The sequence below is a fragment of the Bradyrhizobium sp. CCBAU 11434 genome (assembly GCF_028128895.1).
Lineage (GTDB): Bacteria > Pseudomonadota > Alphaproteobacteria > Rhizobiales > Xanthobacteraceae > Bradyrhizobium > Bradyrhizobium zhengyangense.
The window spans coordinates 303,145-324,550 of the sequence record NZ_LBJX01000102.1; the positions used below are offsets into that span (position 1 = coordinate 303,145).

17 protein-coding genes are annotated in these 21,406 nt (G+C 65.0%); 5 read left to right on the forward strand and 12 right to left on the reverse strand.

From position 1 onward, the window contains the following. Positions 1-19: 19 nt before the first annotated feature. Positions 20-340 (forward strand): hypothetical protein, encoded by a 321-nt coding sequence (locus XI06_RS38715; protein ID WP_128948714.1) that lies wholly within the window; start codon positions 20-22, stop codon positions 338-340. Between the two features lie 120 nt (positions 341-460). Continuing rightward, entirely contained in the window at positions 461-1,954 is a 1,494-nt protein-coding gene (locus XI06_RS38720) for an NAD-dependent succinate-semialdehyde dehydrogenase (protein WP_237860587.1), read from the forward strand. Between the two features lie 162 nt (positions 1,955-2,116). Here the strand turns inward: XI06_RS38720 and XI06_RS38725 are convergent, their stop codons facing one another. Both XI06_RS38725 and XI06_RS38730 read right to left on the reverse strand, forming a co-directional pair. Continuing rightward, entirely contained in the window at positions 2,117-3,031 is a 915-nt protein-coding gene (locus tag XI06_RS38725; RefSeq protein ID WP_271607726.1) for a phosphoribosylaminoimidazolesuccinocarboxamide synthase, read from the reverse strand. A gap of 77 nt (positions 3,032-3,108) precedes the next feature. Beyond that, complete coding sequence (locus XI06_RS38730) at positions 3,109-4,026, reverse strand: pirin family protein (RefSeq protein WP_237860582.1); 918 nt, start codon at positions 4,024-4,026, stop codon at positions 3,109-3,111. Between the two features lie 242 nt (positions 4,027-4,268). Here XI06_RS38730 and XI06_RS38735 point away from each other — a divergent pair, with 242 nt between their 5' ends. Both XI06_RS38735 and XI06_RS38740 read left to right on the forward strand, forming a co-directional pair. Then, positions 4,269-5,330, forward strand: coding sequence for an AraC family transcriptional regulator (locus XI06_RS38735; protein WP_271607727.1), 1,062 nt, complete (start codon positions 4,269-4,271; stop codon positions 5,328-5,330). A gap of 144 nt (positions 5,331-5,474) precedes the next feature. Continuing rightward, positions 5,475-6,902 (forward strand): serine hydrolase domain-containing protein, encoded by a 1,428-nt coding sequence (locus tag XI06_RS38740; RefSeq protein ID WP_271607728.1) that lies wholly within the window; start codon positions 5,475-5,477, stop codon positions 6,900-6,902. 4 nt (positions 6,903-6,906) lie between these two features. On the opposite strand, the gene XI06_RS38745 is transcribed toward XI06_RS38740, so the two are convergent. Then, entirely contained in the window at positions 6,907-8,277 is a 1,371-nt protein-coding gene (locus XI06_RS38745; protein WP_237860574.1) for an MmgE/PrpD family protein, read from the reverse strand. 123 nt (positions 8,278-8,400) lie between these two features. Between XI06_RS38745 and XI06_RS38750 the strand changes: the two genes are divergently transcribed. After that, entirely contained in the window at positions 8,401-9,516 is a 1,116-nt protein-coding gene (locus XI06_RS38750; RefSeq protein ID WP_237871961.1) for an FUSC family protein, read from the forward strand. A gap of 1 nt (position 9,517) precedes the next feature. On the opposite strand, the gene XI06_RS38755 is transcribed toward XI06_RS38750, so the two are convergent. The 9 genes from XI06_RS38755 to XI06_RS38795 form a co-directional block, all read right to left on the reverse strand. Beyond that, positions 9,518-10,168, reverse strand: coding sequence for a 2-hydroxychromene-2-carboxylate isomerase (locus XI06_RS38755; protein WP_237871799.1), 651 nt, complete (start codon positions 10,166-10,168; stop codon positions 9,518-9,520). Next, on the reverse strand, positions 10,165-10,653 hold the full coding sequence (locus tag XI06_RS38760; RefSeq protein ID WP_271607729.1) for a DUF2867 domain-containing protein: 489 nt from the start codon (positions 10,651-10,653) through the stop codon (positions 10,165-10,167). The genes XI06_RS38755 and XI06_RS38760 overlap by 4 nt, the downstream gene beginning before the upstream one ends. Beyond that, complete coding sequence (locus XI06_RS38765; protein ID WP_271607730.1) at positions 10,650-12,041, reverse strand: MATE family efflux transporter; 1,392 nt, start codon at positions 12,039-12,041, stop codon at positions 10,650-10,652. The genes XI06_RS38760 and XI06_RS38765 overlap by 4 nt, the downstream gene beginning before the upstream one ends. Before the next feature lie 208 nt (positions 12,042-12,249). Next, entirely contained in the window at positions 12,250-13,545 is a 1,296-nt protein-coding gene (gene murA, locus XI06_RS38770; protein WP_237860564.1) for a UDP-N-acetylglucosamine 1-carboxyvinyltransferase, read from the reverse strand. 238 nt (positions 13,546-13,783) lie between these two features. Beyond that, positions 13,784-14,422, reverse strand: a complete 639-nt coding sequence (locus tag XI06_RS38775) for a phospholipid scramblase-related protein (protein ID WP_271607731.1) — start codon at positions 14,420-14,422, stop codon at positions 13,784-13,786. A 373-nt stretch (positions 14,423-14,795) separates the two neighbouring features. After that, on the reverse strand, positions 14,796-17,231 hold the full coding sequence (gyrB, locus tag XI06_RS38780) for a DNA topoisomerase (ATP-hydrolyzing) subunit B (RefSeq protein WP_237860560.1): 2,436 nt from the start codon (positions 17,229-17,231) through the stop codon (positions 14,796-14,798). A gap of 282 nt (positions 17,232-17,513) precedes the next feature. Beyond that, a complete protein-coding gene (locus tag XI06_RS38785; RefSeq protein WP_271607732.1) occupies positions 17,514-18,080 on the reverse strand; it encodes a hypothetical protein in 567 nt (188 codons plus the stop codon). 257 nt (positions 18,081-18,337) lie between these two features. After that, positions 18,338-20,509, reverse strand: a complete 2,172-nt coding sequence (locus XI06_RS38790; RefSeq protein ID WP_237860558.1) for a hypothetical protein — start codon at positions 20,507-20,509, stop codon at positions 18,338-18,340. 99 nt (positions 20,510-20,608) lie between these two features. Further along, complete coding sequence (locus tag XI06_RS38795; protein WP_271607733.1) at positions 20,609-21,367, reverse strand: hypothetical protein; 759 nt, start codon at positions 21,365-21,367, stop codon at positions 20,609-20,611. Between the last annotated feature and the right edge of the window lie 39 nt (positions 21,368-21,406).

The following is a 21,406-nucleotide window of genomic DNA, read 5'->3' on the forward strand; positions in this document are numbered from 1 at the left end:
GTCGCGAGGGGACTTTAAAATGATTTCGACCTGGAGCGAATGGAAGCGCTATCCCCGTCCCGGACGCGGCGACAATCTGGAAGCGCCGATCTCGCCCGGCATTTACGAGGTGCGGATCGCCGGATCGGGCGCGCTCTATTCGTTCGGCGCGGTCGACAATCTGGCCCAGGCGCTGGCGCTGCTGCCGGTCGGCTCAAAGTCCTGGTTCGGCCGCCGCGATACCTCCGATGCGCCCGATCTCGAATACCGGACCTGCGCGACCTCCTCGAAGGCCAGCGCCAAGGCCGCGGCCGAACGCATGATCGGCCGGCGCGAGACCTATATGAGCGGCGCGGCGTAACATCCCGCTCCGAGTTTAGCTCCCGGCAGATGTGCGTTGCGGGACGGTGCATTGTGCGCCTGATGTCCCTATATTCCCGCCGATCCGATCGCCCCAAATGATCGTCCGAGGAGTAACGCCATGACCCCGACCGCCGCTGCACGCGCCCAGCTCGCCACCGCCACCCTGCGTGACCGGTTGAAGGACCCGTCGCTGCTGAAGGAGGCCTGCTACATCGACGGCGCCTGGGTCGGCACGCCGGTTTTTGCCGTGAACAATCCCGCGACCGGTGTCGAGATTGCAAAGGTCCCGCAGCTCGGCGCTGATGATACCACTAAAGCGGTCGAAGCCGCGCAGCGCGCGTTTCCAGCCTGGGCCAAGCACACCGCCAAGCAGCGCTCCAACATTTTGCGCAAATGGTTCGAGCTGATCATCGCCAACCGCGAGGACCTCGCGCTGATCCTGACCTCCGAACAGGGCAAGCCGCTGTCGGAAGCGCTTGGCGAGGTCGATATCGGCGCCGCCTATATCGAGTTCTTTGCGGAAGAAGCCCGCCGCGTCTATGGCGAGACCATTCCGACGCAGCGGCCGGATGCGCGGCTGCTCGCGATCAAGCAGCCGATCGGCGTCTGCGGTGCCATCACCCCGTGGAACTTCCCCAACTCGATGATCACGCGAAAGGTCTCGCCGGCGCTGGCCGCGGGCTGTACCGTGGTCCTCAAGCCCGCCAACGAGACGCCGCTTTCGGCCCTCGCGCTGGCCGTGCTCGCCGAGAAGGCCGGCATCCCCAAGGGCGTGCTCAACATCATCACTGGTGATGCGCCGCCGATCGGCAAGGTGTTGTGCGAGCATCCAGCGGTGCGCTTCGTCGGCTTCACCGGCTCGACCGCCGTCGGCAAGATCCTCTACCAGCAGGCCTCGGTCGGCGTGAAGCGGCTCGGCCTCGAGCTCGGCGGCAACGCGCCGTTCGTGGTGTTCGACGACGCCGACATCGACGCGGCGGTTGAAGGCGCGATCGTCTCGAAATACCGCAACATGGGCCAGACCTGCGTCTGCGCCAATCGCCTCTACGCCCAGGACAAGATCTACGACGAGTTCGTCAAGAAGCTGTCGGCGAAGGTCGCGGCGATGAAGATCGGCGACGGCACCGAGAGTGGAGTCACGCAAGGCCCGCTGATCAACATGAAGGCGGTCGACAAGGTCGAGCGTCACATCGCGGATGCCGTCAAGCGCGGCGCCAAAATCGTCACCGGCGGCAAGCGCAGCGAGCTCGGACGCTCCTTCTTCGAGCCGACGGTGCTCGCTGATGTGAAGCCGGACTCGCTGGTCTCCCAGGAGGAGACTTTTGGTCCGCTCGCGCCGGTGATCCGCTTCAAGGACGAAGCCGACGTCATCGCGATGTGCAACGCCTCGCCGTTCGGCCTCGCCTCGTACTTCTACTCCCGCGATATCGGTCGCGTTTGGCGCGTCGCCGAAGCGCTGGAGTCGGGCATGGTGGGCGTCAACACCGGCCTGATCACGACAGAGGTCGCGCCCTTCGGTGGCGTCAAGGAAAGCGGCCTCGGCCGCGAAGGCTCACGGCACGGCATGGAAGAATATGTCGAGATCAAATACGTGATGATGGCGGGGGTGTGAGGGCTCGTATTAGTCCCTCCACGTCATTGCGAGCGACTTGTCCGCCGTAGCTCGAAGAGCGTAGGCGGAAGCGAAGCAATCCAGAAACTTTCCACGGAGACAGTCTGGATTGCTTCGCCGCAAGAGCTCCTCGCAATGACGGAGCGAGAGTATATAGCCGAGCTAAATCTTCAGCTCTTTGCCCGTCACCCGCCGATATGCTTCCAGGTACCGCTTGCTCGTTGCATCCACCACACTCGCCGGCAGTGGTGGCGGCGGGGCGTCGCCGTTCCAGCGGCCGGCGCGGCGCTCGGCGTCGAGATAATCGCGCAAGGGCTGCTTGTCGAAACTCGCCTGCGACTGGCCGGGCTTGTAGGCATCGACCGCCCAGAAGCGCGATGAGTCCGGCGTCATGACTTCGTCGATCAGGATGATGCGGCCGTTCTTGTCGCGGCCGAACTCGAACTTGGTATCGGCGATGATGATGCCCTGCTCGCGCGCCAGCTCCTCGCCGAGCGTGTAGATCGCGCGCGTCATGCTTTCGAGCGTGTAGGCCACCTCGTCGCCGACGACCTCGCGCATCTTCGCGATGGTGATGTTCTCGTCATGACCGGTCTCGGCCTTGGTCGCGGGGCTGAAGATTGAAGGCTCGAGCTTCTCGCTCTCGACGAGGCCGGGTTTCAGCTTCTCGCCCGCCAGCGTGCCGCTCGCCGCATATTCCTTCCAGGCCGAGCCGGAGAGATAGCCGCGGATCACGCATTCGATCGGAAACACGGTAGTGCGGCGGGACAGCATGGCGCGGCCGAGGATCTCGGCACGATGCGGCTTCAACGCCGGTACGGCCGCGATGATCTCGTCGGTGTCGGCGCTGATCATATGATGCGGCACGATGCCTTCGAGCTTGTTGAACCAGTACGCGCTGATCTGGGTCAGCACCGCGCCCTTCATCGGGATGGTCTCGCCCATCACGACGTCGAAGGCGCTGATGCGGTCGGTGGTGAGGAGCAGCAGGCGGTCGTCGTCGACGGCGTAGATATCGCGCACCTTGCCACGGCCGATCTTGGTCAGGGGCAGGTCGCTGGAGAGCATGGTGGTCATCGCAAGGCTTTCGTAGATTTGGCCTTCAGGAAATAAGTCCGGCCGCGCCTGATGGTGCGGCCGGGCACCGGATTAGCCTATTCCGGTAGCGGAATGAACTCATGTTCCTGCGGAACTGCGGCGAAGCGACCGGTTTTCCAGTCCTGCTTGGCCTGCTCGATCCGCTCCTTGCTGGACGAGACGAAATTCCACCAGATGTGGCGCGGGCCTTCCAATGCATCGCCGCCGAGAAACATCATTCGCGTCGCCTTGAGCGCCTTCACTGTGATGCGGTCGCCGGGGCGGAAGATCAGCAGCCGGGGCCCTTCATAGCGCTCATTGGCGATCTCGACCTCGCCGTCGACGACATAGATCGCGCGCTCCTCGTGATCGGGGTCGAGCGGTACTGTCGCGCCGGCGGTGGCCGTGACCTCGGTGTAGAACCAGGGCGAGACCATCTTCACCGGCGAGGCGATGCCGAAGGCGGATCCGGCGATCACCCGCGCGGTAAAATCGCGCTCGGAGATCATCGGCAGATCGCCCGCCGCATAATGCTGGAACGAGGGCTCGATCTCCTCGGAGCCTTCAGGCAGCGCGATCCAGCTTTGCAGGCCGAGCATCTTCTGCCCCGAGGCGCGCTGCACATCCGGCGTGCGCTCGGAATGGGCGATGCCGCGCCCGGCGGTCATGAGATTCATTGCGCCGGGCGCGATCTCCTGCACATTGCCTTCGCTGTCGCGATGCATGATGGAGCCGTCGAACAGATAGGTCACGGTGGCAAGGCCGATATGCGGATGCGGCCGCACGTCCATGCCCTTGCCGGAGACGAACTGCACGGGGCCGAAATGATCGAAGAAGATGAAGGGCCCGACCATCTGCCGCTTGCCATGCGGCAGCGCCCGCCGCACCTCGAATCCGTCGCCGAGATCGCGGGTGCGCGGCACGATGACGAGATCGAGCGCATCGCATGTTTTGGGATCGCCGAGCACGGGATCGTTATCAGGCATCCAGCTCATGACGGGCTCCTTTTGACTTTCTTGCGCTTAATCGTAGCAGAATTTCGTATAGCCGTCGCGACAAAGCCTGCGTCGGACTTCGCGGGCAATAGCTCCACATCCTCTGCTGTCATGCCCCGGCTTGAGCCGGGCGATGACAGCGGTGGATGCCGCTCCAGCAGTGGTGCGCGGATGGTCCTTGAAAAAAGGCGCCCAACAAACGATGTTCGACCGACCGCAACCGCGACTGATCGCAGCGTCCAATGACCCTTGCCACCCTCGACCTCGCCTTTCGCGCCGCCAGCGTCGCGCTGCTGCTGATGCTGGCGGCGTCGCTGCTGCATGATTATCGCAATGTGCTGGCTGCCCGCCTTGGTGCGGCCTTTGTGCTCGGCTCGGTCGCGCATGCGGTGAGCTATTCGCTGGACGTCACGTCGCGGGTTCCGCTCTGGCACGCACCGCTGATCGCGTTGTCGACCGGCACCATCGTGGTGTTCTGGTTGTTCACGCGTGCCCTGTTCGACGACGAGTTTCGCCTGCGCTGGTGGCACGGTTTGATCTGGGCGCTGGTGATGGCCTACAGCTTCGCGGGCTGCGTCTGGATTGCACCCAGCGGCCATGTGCGGTTCTCGGTGACGATGGTCAATCTGATCGTGCTCGGTTTCATCGCGCTTGCGGTCGGGCAGATGATCGCCTCCTGGCCGGCCGACCTGGTCGAACGCCGCCGCCGCGTTCGCGTCTTCATCGTCTGCGCGATCGCGCTCTATGGCGGGCTGAACGCGGTGCTCCAGATTGCCGCCGCCGGCGACCACGTCGGTGCTGTCGCCGAAACCATCAATGCCGGCGCGCTGACCTGCACCGTCGCTGCGATCGTCTATGCCATGATGCGCGTTGACGGGGCGGATCTGTTTCCGGCAGCAGTGGAGGCGGCGCCGCCAATTGTTTTCAGTCAGCCTGCGGCCGATGACGCCGCCGATCAAAAGCTCATCGACGCCCTGATGCGGCTGATGGCGGACGAGCGGATCTATCGCCAGGAGAACATCACCATCGGCGTGCTGGCGGGCCGGCTGAAGATCCCGGAATACCGGCTGCGCCGGCTGATCAACCAACGGCTCGGCTATCGCAACTTCAATGTGTTCCTGAACAACCACCGCATCGAGGAAGCCAAGGCGGCGCTGGCCGATCCCACCCAGGCCGAGGTTCCCGTCATCACCATCGCGATGGACGCCGGCTTCCAGTCCCTCGGCCCGTTCAACCGCGCCTTCAAGTCGGTGACCGGCGTGACACCGACGGAGTACCGGCGGCTCAAGGCCGACGTGGCCTAGATTTCAAGCCTTTGAATTTACATAAGAATTCCGAAATCAATCAGCCCCGATCAGTTTCGGCGAGGCCGATTTCCAAATCCGGCGAGCGTGGTTCGCCCGCATCCGGCCTGCTCTCCGCATTCGCCCCATAGCCGGAGAAAGCCCGTGACCCGCCGCCGCAAGATCCTCCTCCTCACCACTGCCATTGCCTGTGCCGGCCTCGCGCTCGGCGCGGCGCGGGCCCGCGATGTGCCGAAGGTTGCCACCGGCTTCATCGCCCACACGCTCTGTTCGGAGTTTTTCGTCTCCGGCCTCGATGTCAGGCGCGACCTCACGGACACCACCGGCGCGATGCCGGGCACGGACCTGCTGACCTGGGCGATGGATCTTCAGGTCGATCGCACGCGCAAGGATGTCACGGTGTCCCTGTTCGGCATCGGCCGCAGCCATGCTGTCTATCGCGAGGGGCTCGGCTGCACACTCGAGCACGGGCAGGGGATTGCCAATGTCGCATTGCCGTCCAACGACAAGCAGCCTGCCTTGCTGCCCGAGATCGCCGGTCCGGGACTTGTCGCCCCGCAAAGCGAGGGCCTGGCAGCCGCGCTCGACCGCGCCTTCACTGAACCCGCACAGCCGCCTTATCGCCGCACCCGCGCGATCGTCGTCATGAAGGCCGGCCGCATCGTCGCCGAGCGCTACGCCGACGGTATCGGGCCGGAGACGCAGCTGCTCGGCTTCTCCATGACCAAGTCGGTGATGTCGGCGCTGACGGGCATACTCGTGCGCCAGGGCAAGTTGAAGCTTGACGGGCCCGCGCCTGTCGCCGCCTGGCAAAGTCCTGACGATCCGCGCCATGCCATCACCGTCGATCAGCTGTTGCGTCACACCGCGGGCATTGCGCTCGGAAGCTCGTTGGAGGCCAAGCTTGGCTCCGTGCTCGAACCGGTCAACACCATGAAATATGCCGAGGACGATATGGCGAGCTTTGCCGAGCGCGCGCCGCTCGCGACAGCGCCGGGGACGGCGTGGAACTATCACGACGGCAACTACCTCATCCTCGCGCAGTTGATCCGCAACGCCGCCGGCGGCAAGCCCGCCGATGCGCTCGCCTTCGCGCGCCACGAATTGTTCGCGCCGCTCGGCATGCATCACGTCACGCTGCAGCTCGACGCTTCGGGCACGATCGAGGGCTCCGGCGAGATGATGGCGTCCGCGCGCGACTGGGCGCGGTTCGGCCAGCTTTATCTCGATGACGGCGTCGTCGGCGGCAAGCGTATCCTGCCGGAGGGCTGGGTGAACTACTCGGCGTCCGCCACGCCAAATGCCTGGGTCGGCATCGGCGCGGGCTTCTGGACCAACCAGGGCGACAGCTTTGGCGCAAATTTTCGCATCAAGCACGGCTGGCCGCGCGATGCCTTCTTCGCCAAGGGCACGATCGGGCAGTACGCGATCATCATTCCATCGGAACGTCTGGTGATCGTGCGAATGGGCCGCTCGCAGAATTGGCCGCCTGAAGTGGATGGCGTGTTCGATCTCGTGCGCGATGTCGTGGCTGTCACGCGCGAGCAGGGGAAGTTGGCGGGCGCGAATTAGGCCGCTACTGCCGTCCCAGCTCCGTCGCCGTCGCCACGCGATCGAACCGCTCCAGCGTCATGATCGCATCGGCGAACTTGTCGGCCCGTGCATTGAGCACGGGCCGCGCCAGCGTCAGAAACTTCTGCTGCATCGCCTGTGCATCCGGGAATGAATTCGGCTCGCCGGACGGATCGGCATAGAGCCGCTCATGCACGCCATCTTCAGTCGTGATGCTGACGCGGGCGCCGAAGGGATGGGTGCGGCCGACCTCTAACCGGTCATCCTGCACCACGTCGAACTTGTCGGCGAGTGCGTCGATCGCGGCATCGCCCAGCCTGGCGTAGTCGTCCCAGCCGAACGAGCCTTGATCAAGCGCGAGCGCGCCGGTGAAGAACATCGAGAATTGGCCGCCGACGATCGAGGTCGGATGCCGTTTGGTGGCGGCATCGCCGGTCAGTGTGATGCCGTTGCGATGCAGGCCGATCTCGACGCGCTTGACCTGGTCGGGCGTCAGATTGTGCTCGCGCCGCATCGCGATCAGCGCGTCGATCGCGGCATGAGTGTAGCGGCAGCTCGGATAGGGTTTCACGCCGATCTTCATGGTCTCGTAGGTCCTGCCGAGCCCGGCGACCGCCTTGTCGGGATGCGCATCGTCGGTGTAGCCGGCGAGCAGGCCGTGCTTGCCTTCGACCGATTCCGTCGCGCCGACGAAATCGTTGCGCGCCAGCGTCGCGGCGATCACGCCGTTCATCGCGGCGGCGCCGACCTGGTAGCGCTTGTTCCAGGCGCCGTTCATCAAGAATTGCAGCGAGCCCGCGGCCTGGCTGCCGGCGACGCCGAAGGCGGCGATGATCTGTTGCTCGGAGAGCCCGAACAGTTTCGCCGCCGCAGCTGCCGCGCCATAGGTGCCGGCGGTCGCGGTCGGGTGGAAGCCGCGCGCATAATGCGAGGTCGGGTCGAGCGCGTTTCCGAGCCTGCAGCAGACTTCGTAGCCCGCGACGATCGCGGTCAGCACGTCGCGCCCCGAGGCACCGACCATCTCGCCGACGGCAAAGGCGGCCGGAACCACCGGCGCGCTCGGATGCAGCGAGGAATCCGCATGCGTATCGTCGAAATCGAGGGAATGACCGAGGGCGCCGTTCAGCAGCGCCGCCACGGCCGGGGTCCAGGTCTTGCTGTCGCCGAACACGGTGGAATCGCCCTTGGTGTCGAGCGACAGCGCTTCCAGCATCTTCAGCAGCGACGGGGTGGATTCGGCCTCGCGCCGCGCCCGGATGGCGCTGCCCAGAAAGTCCAGCGTCAGCACCTTGGCGCGATCCAGCACCTCCGCCGGAATATCGGCGAATTTCAGCTTGGCGACATAGGCGGCGAGCGTTGCGGTTTCGTGGGCCATCGTGTTTCCTCGTTTTGGCCGGCAAGTTAGGCGGGCTGATTTTGCCTTTCAAGCGGCCTTGGGGCTGCGGGCATCAGCTATGCTTTTGGCTGGCGCGATGGGATCGGACCGGGACTTCAGATGATGATTTCAGCAAGAGAGCTGTTCGACCGCGTCTGGTCGCGCAGGACGCAATTGGGGCTGGCGGTCCGGGTCACCGTCGCGGCCACCGGCGCCTATGCGCTCGCCACCGCGCTGCATCTGTTGTTGCCGCTCTGGGCCGTGCTGACGTCGATCATCGTGACCCAGATGAGCGTCGGCCGCTCGCTGAAGGCGACGCGCGACTACATGCTCGGCACCATCGGCGGCGCGATCTATGGCGGCGCGATCGCCATCCTGATTCCGTATTCCAGTGAACTCGGCCTGCTGGGCTTGCTGATGCTGGCCGTGGCGCCGCTTTCCTTTCTCGCAGCGCTCTATCCGAATCTGAGCTCCGCGACGGTGACGGCGGTGATCGTGCTGGTGCTGCCGTCGATGCATCATGCCGATCCCATGGCTTCGGCGATCGACCGCGTCTGCGAGGTTTCGGTCGGCGCGGTGACGGGACTGCTCGTCTCCTTCCTGGTGCTGCCCTCGCGCGCGGTGCGGCAGATTCGCGCCAGTGCGGCGAAACTGCTGGAGCTGATTGCGGAGGCCTTCAACGAACTGCTCGCCGGCCTCACGCGCGGCCGCGACAACGATGCGCTGCATCGGATTCAGGACGGCATCGGCACCGCCATGGTCGGTATGAACACCATCGGCGCCGAGGCCGAGCGCGAGCGTTCGGCGCGGCTGTCGAGCGGTCCGGACACCGGCCCCTTGTTGCGCACGATCCTGCGGCTGCGCCACGACGTCGTGATGATCGGCCGCGCCACCGTGGTGCCGCTGCCGGCCGAGGTGCAGGTGAGGCTTGCAGGTCCCCTGGCAGAGGTGAGCACGGCGATCCTGCGCTTCCTGAAGTCGGCAGCCGAAGCCCTGCGCGAGGGTGCCGGCGCGCCGCCGATCCACCCGGTTCACGTCGCGCTTGCGCATTATTCCGAGGCGGTGGCGGCGGTGCGCCAGGACGGATTGATCCGCGGCCATGCGAGCGACACCGCCGAGCGCTTCTTTGCGCTCGGCTTCTCGCTGGAGCAGATGCACCAGAATCTCTGCGACCTCGACCGCGTCGTCGGCGAATGGTCGGAGGCGGCAGTCGATGGGCCGGTGAAGGTCGCGGAGTGAGTTACCTCTTCGCGAGCCCCTTGCTCTGCAAGCGCCAGAGCAGCAGGTCGATGCGGTCCTGCCCGAAGAACGGCTCGTTCTCGAACACGAAGGTCGGCACGCCCCAATGGCCTGACGCAGCGTGATCCTTTTCATTCTCCGTGATCACCTGCTCGTAGCGATCGGGATCGGCGCTGATCGCCGCATCCATCGCGGCGAGATCGAACCCGGCCTTCTCCGCGGCGCGCGCGAGGTGATCGCCCTCGTTCCAGCCCGCGACCGAGCCATCCCACAGCACGCGCGCGATCGCATCCGTGAACGCGAGTGCCCGGCCTTCGAGCTGCGCCATCGCACCTAACCGGGTCAGCCGGTGGATGTAGGGCTGCTCGGCCGCGACATCGAACGTCGTCTTGTCCTGCACGACCGGGTCGGGCCGCGGAAAGCGAAACGGAATGCCCTCGTGCTGCGCCACGCGCGTGCTGTCCAGCACCACATAGCGGATGAAGTTCGGGCTGGCCTTCTTGAAGAAGCCGGGTATGCGCACCGCGATCGGATAGACCGGCCGCAGGTTCACCGCGAGGTCGTACTCTTCGACCAGCTTTAGCGTCTTCGGCAGCGCCAGATAGCTGAACGGGCTGCGAAAGGAAAAGAACAGATCGACGGACAGCGTCATCGCGCCGGCTCCGCGATGTCTCCCATCATGCCGCGGGCCACGAGCTTGTGGAACGGTACGATCAGCGCGAGGTAGGTGCGCCCGAGCAGGTTGTTGGTCCGCACCAGGGTGGTCAACGTCACCTGCCGGTCCGCCGCATCGCCGGCGACGTCGACCACGACGCGGAAATCGAGATGGTAGTCGTCAAAGCCGGCGATCAGACGCTCCGGCGTTTCGCTCAGCACGGGAAACAGGCCGATCATGCCGTGCGGAGCCGGAGCGCCCTCGCCCGACGTCTTCAGTCCAAGGGGTTTCACCAGGATGTTGCGCAAGCGGGTCAGCACATCGACCCAGCGCGGCCCGTGCACCACCATTCTTGTGCAGGCCTCGCGGGCGCTCAATGGCCTCGCGCCGACCTCGACACGAAAGGCATCGATGAACTGGGCGCCTGAGAGCAAGGCGCCGGCATCGACCTCGGGGGTGATTTCGCGAACGGATCCTGTCATCCCGCGATTTTGCGCGTCAGCATCCGGAATCGCAAGATCAAGAGTCCGGCATAGACGAACGATCCGACCGACAGCCCGGTCCAGACCCCGACCGCGCCGAGATCGGCGTGGAAGGCGAGCATCCAGGCGATCGGAAAGCCGACGCACCAATAGCCGATGGCCGCGAACACCAGCGTCATCCTGGTGTCATTGATGCCGCGCAGGGCGCCGCCCATGATGGTCTGGAGCGCATCGGCGATGAAGAAGGTCGCACCGACCAGCAGCAGTGTCGCGGTGAGCTCGATCGTGGGCGCGCTGGCCGCACCGCTGCCGAAGAACAGTCGCCCCAGCTCATAGCGCCCAAGGATAATGGCGACGGTCAGGGCCGAGACAAAAGCAATCCCGAGCACCGCGGCAACGAGGCCCGCGCGACGCACGCCGGCCGGATCGTCGCGGCCGAAAGCGTGACCGACCCGCACCGTCGCGGCCATGCCGATGCCGAGCGGGACCATGAACAGCACGGCGGTGACCTGGAGCGCGATCTGGTGCGCGGCGAGCGCGGTGGTCGAGATCAGGCCCATCAACAGCGCAGCCGAAGAGAACAGACCGTATTCCAGCAACAGCGAGAACGAGATCGGTGCGCCGATCGCGATCAGCTGGCGCATCAACGGCCAGTCGATCCGCCAGAGACGCGTGAGCGGATGGTAGTCGGCGAACGGCTTGCGCCATGCCGCAACGGCAAGCGCGGCGATAAAGGTGCCGAGATTGACCAGCGTGGTCCCAAGCCCCGCGCCGAACAGGCCGAGCTCCGGCAAGCCGAACAGGCCATGGATCAGGCAATAGACCAGCGCGAAATTCGCAGGGATCGCCGCCAGCGTAATCCATAGCGGCGGCTGCGGCCGGTTCACCGCACTCATCATGCTGCGGATCGCGATGAAGCCGAGCGCGGGCGCGATGCCCCAGGCAAGGCCATTCAGATAGCGCTGCGCAAGCGCGGCCGAATGCGGCGCCTGTCCGAGCGCGATCAGGATGTGCTCGCCATACAGCGGCGAAGCCATCATTGGCAGCGAGATCAGCAGCGCGACCCACAGGCCGACGCGCAAGGAGAGGCGGACGCGCCTGACGTCGCCGGCCCCGAACGCCTGGGCTGCCAGCGGCGACACCGCGGCCATCAGGCCGAGCCCGAAGGTGAAGCTGACGAAATAGACGGTGTGCGCAAGTGCCGCAGCCGCGACCGAATCTTCGCCGAGCCGCCCGATCAGCGCGAGATCGCTCGTGATCATCGCGATCTGCCCGAGCTGCGTCAGCATCATCGGCACAGCGAGCCGCAGCGTCTCGACGAATTCCTGCGTGAGATGGCTTTGCACGCCTGTTTGCGGCGGCTGTTGTGGTTGGACGGTGTCGAGCATGGCCGCGTCAATAGCACAGCCGCACGTCGAAAACATGGCTCCGGTGAGGGACTCGATCCGCTAGCTCGGAATCGTAGGGTGGGCAAAGGCGCACTTGCGCCGTGCCCACGACCTATCAATGACTTCAAAAGAGATGGTGGGCACGCTGCGCTTTGCCCACCCTACGATACTGTTGTCGGGGAGAGCTCTCCCACACCCAGGTGAAGACTCACCCCTTCCGCTCCGGCACGCGCCGGATCTTCGCGCCCAGCGCGTTCAGCCGCTCGTCGATGCGCTCATAGCCGCGCTCGATCTGGTCGGCGTTGTTGATGGTGGAGGTACCCTCGCCACAGATGGCGGCGAGCAGCATCGCCATGCCGGCGCGGATGTCGGGCGAGCTCAGCGTCGCGCCGTGCAGCCGGCTGGGGCCGGCGATGATCGCGCGATGCGGATCGCACAGCACGATGCGCGCACCCATCCCGATCAGCTTGTCGACGAAGAACATCCTGGACTCGAACATCTTCTCGAACATCAGGATCACGCCTTCGCATTGCGTGGCGGTGACGATCGCGATCGACATCAAATCGGCCGGGAAGGCCGGCCAGGGCTGGTCTTCCAGCTTCGGCACGTGGCCGCCGAAATCGTCCTGGATCTTCAGCGTCTGGTTCGACGGCACGATCAGGTCGTCGCCCTCGACGCGACAGACGATGCCGAGCCGCTCAAAGCCCATGCGGATCGAGCGCAGATGCTCGACACCCGCACGCACGATCCGCAGCGGCGAGCGCGTCACGGCGGCAAGCCCGATCAGCGAGCCGACCTCGATATGGTCCGGCTGGATCCGATAAGTCGCAGAACCCAGCGTCGCCGGACCATGGATCACCATGGTGTTGGTGCCGATGCCCTCGATCTTCGCACCGAGCGCGACCAGGAAATTGGCGAGATCCTGCACATGCGGCTCGGAGGCCGCGTTGCGCAAATAGGTGACGCCGTCAGCCGCGACGGCGGCAACCAGCGCGTTCTCGGTCGCGGTCACGCTCGGCTCGTCCAGGAACACGTCGGCGCCGGTGAGCTTGGGGCAGCGGAATTCCAGCCGGTCGGTCGCGGTGACTTTGGCCCCGAGCTGCTCCAGCGCCAGCACATGGGTGTCGAGCCGCCGCCGGCCGATGACGTCGCCGCCCGGCGGCGGCAGCATCACCTCGCCGCAGCGCGCGAGCAGGGGGCCTGCCAGCAGGATCGAGGCGCGGATGCGGACGCAGAGCTCGGGATCGAGATCGGCGGCGCGGATGCTCTTGGCATGGATGTGAAGCGTGTTGCGCTCGGTCCATTCCGCGGATGCGCCGACCGAGCGGACCAGCTCGACCAGCGTCTCGGTGTCGCGGATCCGCGGCACGTTCTCCAGCGTCACCGGATGCTCGGTGAGCAGGGCGGCGGCGATGATCGGCAGCGCCGAATTCTTGTTGCCGGCCGGCTCGATCGAGCCCGAGAGCCGGTGACCGCCCTCGACGATATACTGAATGGGCGCCACGTGGATCTCTCCGTCCTGTTGCGGTGGGGCGGGCTGCTTTGGAGGCGGAAACTATAGGGAATTGAGCGCGGTAGCAATTGTGCAGGCCAGCTCCGAATTCGTTATTCGCCCCTCATGGTGAGGAGCGCGGAACGCGCGTCTCGGACCATGAAAGGCCCGGCTTTCCCCGCGGCCATCCTTCGAGACGCCCGCCGTCGCGGGCTCCTCAGGATGAGGACCTGAGCTTGAGGCGGCCGCGTCAACTGCGGAGCAAATTGATCACGCCGCCCTCGCCTTTGACTTCGAAATACATGAGATCGATGTAGATCGCAGCTGCGAGAACCAGCGCTCGCTCATCTTCTGTCAGACTGCGTTCCAGATATTCCACCAGGAAATTGTCGCGATCGGTGAACAGTTCCGAGCCGAGGCCAGACCATTTTTTCGCAACCCGCGCTCGCTCCTGCCCGCCGCGCATGAATGGAAAGGTCCAGACGCGCCAGAATGGCGAGCTGACTTCGAGCACCACTCTGCCCTGCGCATCGTGCACGTGGAAGCTCTTGGTGAGAATCGAAAACTGACGCTCGATGGTTCCCATGAGGCGGCCGTCGCGCGAACGCAGCTCCAGGCACTGAAAGAACCAGCGGAAAGGATGGATCCCGCGCATGACTGGCTGTCGCGCGCTGTCGAAAAAATGCACCTCGAAGGAACGCCAATGCCCGAATGCCTGCCGCCCCAGGAAGCCGAGAAGTCCCTTTTGCTGTTCGGCCGCATAGAGGAGATCGCGGCCATTTTCATCGCGAATGCGGTACTTGTTGCGGGTTTCGAAACCGAAGAGTTCGGCCATTTCGAAGACCTGCTGCACGTACATTCGGCTCTGTCCAGCTAACGTCGGCAACATTCGTTCGAACCTCTTCCAGGATTTGCCTTCAAGCCATCGCGCCGGCTCTCACTGCGGCTCCGGCGCTCTCGTCCCGCGTGCTGAGTGAAATTCGCGTCGGCAACGCCGCAGTCGTCCGATGGACCTACGCCATTTTGTCGCGATTGGCGGGGGCGAGGTTCAGGGGGCGGGGGCTTGCTTCACCTCTCCCCAACGGGGAGAGGTCGGATTGCTTTGGCGCGTAATTGCCCGCCTGAGAATCCGGGTGAGGGAGCGCGGCATCCAGTGACGCCAGAATCCCTCACCCGGATCGCATCTGTCGATGCGCTCCTTTCCCTACGGGAGAGGTGATCTGTGCCCGGAGCTCACACCGAGCGTCACAGGCGACAAAGCCTCAGATATCGATCGTCGCGCTGAGCGAATGTTCCTGGATGAAGTCGCGGCGCGGCTCGACCACGTCGCCCATCAGCTTGGTGAAGATGTCGTCGGCCTCGTCGACCTCCTTGACCTTCACCTGCAGCAGCGAGCGCGCATTGACATCCAGCGTCGTTTCCCAGAGCTGCTCTGGGTTCATCTCGCCCAGACCTTTGTAGCGCTGCAGCGTGACGCCCTTGCGGCCGGCGTCGGTGACCGCTTCGAACAGGTCGACCGGACCGTAGACCATGTGCTCGATGTCCTTGCGCCGCAGCCTGCCGGGGCGGGCATAAACGTCCTGGAGCTTCACGGTGTATTCGTCGAGCTTGCGGGCCTCGGCCGACCCCAAGAAAGCGTCGTCGATGAAGGCGGCTTCCTTGACGCCGCGCACCGTGCGCTCGAACTGGAAACCATGGCCTTCCACGTATTGGCCGAGCCAGCCGCGTTCGACCTCTTCGGACTGATTGTCGAGGCGGCCGGCGATGTATTGCGCCGCCGCGGCAGCCTTCTCGGGATCGCCGTAAATCGCCTTGTTCAGCACGCCGGTGATCGCGGCCTGCTCGATCACCTTGCGGTTGTAGCGGCTGTGCAGGTTGCGCAGAATGCTGCGAACCACGCGGGCGTCATCGACCAGCGAACGCAGGTCGCGGCCGGTGCGGTCGCCGCCGGCACCGGGGACGAACACGCAATCATCGAGACCTGTGTCGATCAGATAGTCTTCCAGCGCCCGCTCGTCCTTCAGGTACTGCTCGGACTTGCCGCGTGAAACCTTATAGAGCGGCGGCTGGGCGATGTAGAGATAGCCGCCGTCGATGATGTCGCGCATCTGGCGATAGAAGAAGGTCAGTAGCAGCGTACGGATGTGAGCGCCGTCGACGTCGGCGTCCGTCATCACGATGATCTTGTGATAGCGCAGCTTCTCGACCGAGAACTCGTCGCCGATGCTCGTTCCGAGCGCGGTGATCAGCGTGCCGATCTGCTCGCTGCCCAGCATCTTGTCGGGACGGACGCGCTCGACGTTGAGGATCTTGCCGCGCAGCGGCAGCACGGCCTGGAATTCGCGGTTGCGGCCCTGCTTGGCGCTGCCGCCTGCCGAGTCACCCTCGACGATGAAGAGTTCTGATTTGGCCGGATCCTTTTCCTGGCAGTCGGCGAGCTTGCCGGGCAGCGAGGACACCGAGAGCGGGCTCTTGCGCGTCAGCTCGCGCGCCTTGCGCGCGGCTTCGCGGGCGGCGGCGGCCTGGATCACCTTGCCGACGATCATCTTGGCCTCGGACGGGTGCTCCTCGAACCAGGCCTGGAGCGCCTCGTTGAGGACGTTCTCGACCACGGGGCGCACTTCCGAGGACACCAGCTTGTCCTTGGTCTGCGACGAAAACTTCGGGTCCGGCACCTTCACCGACAGCACGGCGGTGAGGCCTTCGCGGCAGTCGTCGCCGGTCAGCGCGATCTTTTCCTTCTTCGCATTGGCCTCGGCATAGCCGTTGACCTGACGCGTCAGCGCGCCGCGGAAACCGGCCAGATGGGTGCCGCCGTCACGCTGCGGGATGTTGTTGGTGAAGCACAGCACGTTCTCATGGTAGCTGTCGTTCCACCACAAAGCGGCCTCGACGCCGATGCCGTTGGCTTCTGCACGCACCATGATCGGCGCCGGCACCAGGGCCTTCTTGTTGCGGTCGAGATATTTGACGAACTCCTCGACACCGCCGGAATAGTACATCTCCTCGCGCTTCTCGACTGCGTGACGCATGTCTGACAGTGCGATGTTGACGCCGGAATTGAGGAAGGCGAGCTCGCGCAGGCGGTGCTCGAGCGTCGCGAAATCATACTCGATGTTCTTGAAGGTCTCGCCCGAGGCCAGGAACGTGACCTCGGTGCCGCGCTTGCCCGGCGCATCGCCGACCACCTTGAGCGGTGCGACCGCATCGCCATGGGCGAACTCGATGTAGTGTTCCTTGTCGTCGCGCCAGATGCGCAAGCCCAGCTTGCTCGACAGCGCGTTGACGACGGAGACGCCGACGCCGTGCAGACCGCCGGAGACCTTGTAGGAATTCTGGTCGAACTTACCGCCGGCGTGCAGCTGGGTCATGATGACCTCGGCCGCCGAGATGCCTTCACCCTTGTGGATGTCGACGGGAATGCCGCGGCCGTCGTCGCGCACGGTGACGGAATTGTCGGCATTGAGCACGACGTCGACGCGCGTGGCGTGGCCCGCCAGCGCTTCGTCGATCGCGTTGTCGACGACTTCGTAGACCATGTGGTGCAGGCCCGAGCCGTCATCGGTGTCGCCGATATACATGCCGGGGCGCTTGCGAACGGCATCGAGCCCCTTGAGCACGCGGATCGATTCCGCGCCGTATTCGCTCGCGGTGGAGGGCTCGTTTTCGGCAGCTTGCTGCCGAGCAGGTTCTGTCATGAGAGGCCTTCGAGATGTCGCCCGAATCAGCCGCGCAAAAGGCGCTGATTAAGGAGCTATTTGTGCCATGAAAGAGGGTTTGCGCCTAGCGCAAAGTATCTCCCGGCAACCCTTTGATCAGATAGGATTTTTGGGCCTGATTTCAAGGCGTGCGAAGGCCGATTCCGGGGGGCTCGAAAAGCCCGATTCGAGGGGCTGTTTTCGAGCCTCAAAGGCGTGGATTTTGCGGGGATGCAGACGCTCGTTCCGCGGTGTCGTGGTGCCCTGGAACAGGCCAGGGGTTCAGTAGATCTGGGACGGCTTCTTGTCGTCGCTGAGGTCCCAGGTCTCGCCTGCCGCCAGGGTGACGGTATCGGCGCGCAGCAGAAGGCCAAACGCGCGCAGCTCGTAGGGATACGTGCCCGGCAGCAGATCCAGCGCTTGTGGATGATTTTCGCCACCAGCGATCTCAATGGTTTGATCGTTGATGACAAGCGAAGCCACGTTTGGCCTGAGATAGCCGAATATCAGCCGCGCTTGTCCAGATATCGGCAGGAAGTTGGCCTTGGCCGCGGTCTCTGTATTCCGCTGCACCAGGTCAACCGTGGTTTCGCCCTTGGCGCGGTCGAGCGTCAGCATGCCCGGCCCCTTCGGGGAGGCGAAGACGAGCAGGGCGCGATCGGCGGCGACCATCGTGCCACCAGGTTTTTCCTGCCAGCCGCGCTTTCCGAGCTCTGCGCGGTAGAAGGCGAGCACGTCGCTGAGCTCCGCGGGCACCTGGGCTTTCACTTCGATCCGGAGCGGGACTTCGATGCCGGACGCGTGCGTGGTGCTGAAACTTGAGTGACTGGCTCGCGTCGGCACGGGCATGTCGGCGTGCGCATCTGCTGCGGTCAGCGGCTCCCGCGAGCAGCTGGCAAGCAGAATAAGGCCGCACAGCAACAGCCGCCATGGTGCCGGGACCTTCGTCCCGCGCCTCAACCTCGTCATGCCCACTCTCCAGGGACGTTGCGGTTGTGATTTTCGCGCCGGCGCGGCTGCGACATAGTCGCCGCCGTCTCCAGACAACTAGTCGCCCCACGAACCTGACGGGTTCAACCCGGCCGTTACAGGCGAAGGCGGCGGGATCAATACATCTGCAGCGGCAGCACCTCGCCGGTCGGGCCCACCATCAGGCCCCAGGCATCGCCGGCGACGAGTTCGATCGTGGCGTTCCAGCCGGGCTGCCCTGCGACCTTCAGCGCGTATTGATACTTGCCCGGCGGCAGATCGAGCATCGGCCCTTTCGGCGATTGAGGGCCACCGGCGCCGGCCGCGACCTTGACGGTCTGCTTGTTGATGGTGAGCACGGCTTCCTGGTTACCCATATTGCCAAGCAGCAGCTTGGCCTGACCTGGCCTCGGCATGATGTCCGCCTTGGTCGCGGCATCCGGGTTCTTCTGCACGAGGTTGACCGAGGTCTCGCCGTTGGCGCGGCCGAGCTTCAACGTCGCCGGCCCCTGCGGCGAGGCGAAGGCGAGCTGGACACGATCGGCGGTCGTGATCGCGCCTTCCGGCTTCTCCTGCCAGCCGAGCTTTTTCAGCTCGCTGCGATAGAAGACGAGCACATCGCCGAGCTCTGCCGGAACGCTGGCCTCGAGCTCGCGGCGGAACGGCACCTCGATGCCCGGCAGTTTTGCCGTGCCAAGCGAGGTCGATGTGTGCTGCTTCGGCACCGGCAGCGCAGAGTCCGGATCTGCTTCCAGCGGGGCGGAGGCTTTGGCTGGCGCGCCTGCGGAATCGTTGCTCGCCGCTTGGCTGGTGGCGGCAGGCTTGGCGGCAGCCATTCTCAGGCCGGATCCGTTGGCGCTGACATTCACCTTCGGGCCCATCTGCATCAAGGTCATTGAGATCGACTTGCCGGCCTTGGAAAATTCCAGCACCGCCATGTTGGGCTGGTTGATGACGGAGGGCTGCTCCTTCCAGCCAGCGGGCTTCATTGAGGCGCGGTAGAACGCGGCCAGCGCCTTCACACTCGAGGTCGAGTTGAATTCGAGCCGGCCGTCGCCGAACTCCACCTCCTGCGCGTTCTCGGGCACCGGCAGCGGCGTGTTGCTGCCTGCGAGCGCCTGCAACGGCGCATCCGACAGCGTGGCGGCCTGCGCCTTGCGCCTGATAGCGTCGTCGGCGAGGACCTGCTTCGTCATCGCCTCGGCATCCCTCATGAATTGGTCGTCTGCGTCCTTCTTCGCCTTGGCGCGGGCGGCGAGCACGCTCTCCTTCACCTGCGCGGTCAGATGAACCATCGTGAAATCGTATTTGCGGCCGAGATGCAGCACGCCGTTTTCCTCCGGCGAGGAGAATTTCAGCGCGACCTCGTCGCCTGGCGCAAGAGGTGCATTTCCCTCTTCCGTCCAGCCCCGCGCTGCAAATTCGCGATGGTAGAAGGCTTCTACGGCGGGCAGGTCGGCAAGGGCTGCAACGATCAGTTCGCGCGTTGATGTTCGGGCGTTGCCTCGGCCCGAGGACGATTTGTATGGCTTCGGCTCCGGTAGGCCGGCCGTATCGCCGGCCTCGAGATCGGTGGGCAGCGCGAACGGTGCGATCCTGATGTCGACATTGGTGCGTCCGTCGTCACGGCGGGTCAGGGTCAGCATCACCGGCTTCTGCTTGTAGAACTGCGTCGAGTCGCCATCGGGATGGTCGTAGTACGCGCGCACGCCGTTCGGGACTGATGCGCTCAGGTCCGCATTCGGCCAGCTTCCAGCCGTCTCGGGCGTCAGCTTGCGCCAGCCGATCGCAGCCATTTCCTTCGCGTAGAAAGCCTGTGCGGCCTCGAGCGTGGCCGGCGCGATGCAGCCGAGATAGGGTCGGGTCTCGTCGAACACGAGATCGACAGCGCCCTCGGGGAAGGGGACGTTCGAATAGATGCGGTTCGGGGAGTAGGTGACTGCGGATTGGTCGGGTCGGCCGAGCCCCTGCGTGAAGGAAACGGACAGTCCCTGGCCTCCCTTCTTGAAAGCGAGGCTGGTGTTGGTCTCGTCGAGCGGGCGGACATAGGGCACCCAGCCCTCGGTGATGAGCATCTTCTTCACGGCAGCCGATGTCACCGCGACCACGGTCGGCACGACATATTGCACCCGGGAAGGGTCGGGACGCGAGGTGTCCTCGATTGCGCCGGGCAGCATCGGCACCGTGTGAGGGTCGATATAGCCGGCGTCGAATTGCGCGGCGCGTGCGGCGCTCGCCATCAGCAGAAGGCTGCAGGCCAGCAGCAGCCCACGTGCCGGGGCTCGCGTCCCGCGTTTGATCATCGACATCGGCAAAGCTCCTGGATTTCGCGAGAATTGGCGCGGCCCAGTCAGCTAGTCGCGGCGGGAACCTGACAGGTTCAACAGCGGTATCCGGCGGCGCCGAGCTCAATAGAGCTGGAGCGGCGACCACAGGTCGCCTTCTGGGCCGACCGTGACCTCCCAGGCATCGCCGGCCGCGAGCTCGATCGTCGTGTCGCGGTCCGCTCCGCCGTCGATCTTCAAGGCGTAGGCGTATTTGCCCGGCGGCATGTTGAACAACGGCGCCTCGGGACGTTCCTTGCCGGCGCGGGCAGGAAGCATGACGATGTGGTTGTCGAGCGTCACCACGGCTTCCTTGTCGCCGAGATTGGTGAACATCAGCGCCGCGCGGCCGGGCCTCGGCATCACATGCGCCATGGTCGCGGCCTCCTTGTTTCGCTGCACCAGGTTGACCGAGGTGCTCGCGCCCTTGCGGTCGAGCGCCAGCGCCGCCGGCCCCAGCGCCGTCCTGTAGGTGAGCCGGACGTGATCGCTGGCGATGACCGCGCCATCGTGCTGCTCCTTCCAGCCCAGCTTGCCGAGCTCGGTGCGGTAGAAGGCGAGCACGTCGCCGAGCTCGGCGGGAATGCGTGCCGTGAGCCTGGTCCGCAGCGGCGCGTCGATGCCAAGCATTTTCGTGGTGCCGATCTCGCGATAGCTGGCCCGGGTCGGCGCGGGCAGCACGGCGTCGGGATCCGGCGTGAGCGCGGACGAGAACAGAAGCGGCAGATGCGGCGTCCATCCGCTCGCGCTTGCCGCGGCCACGCCGCTTGCGAGCAGAGCGAGGCCGCACACGAACAGCCGCCATCGTGCCGGGACTTTCGTCCCGCGCCTTACCGTCGTCATGGTCTTTCTCTCCAGGGATATCGCGCGTGTCGATCGCGC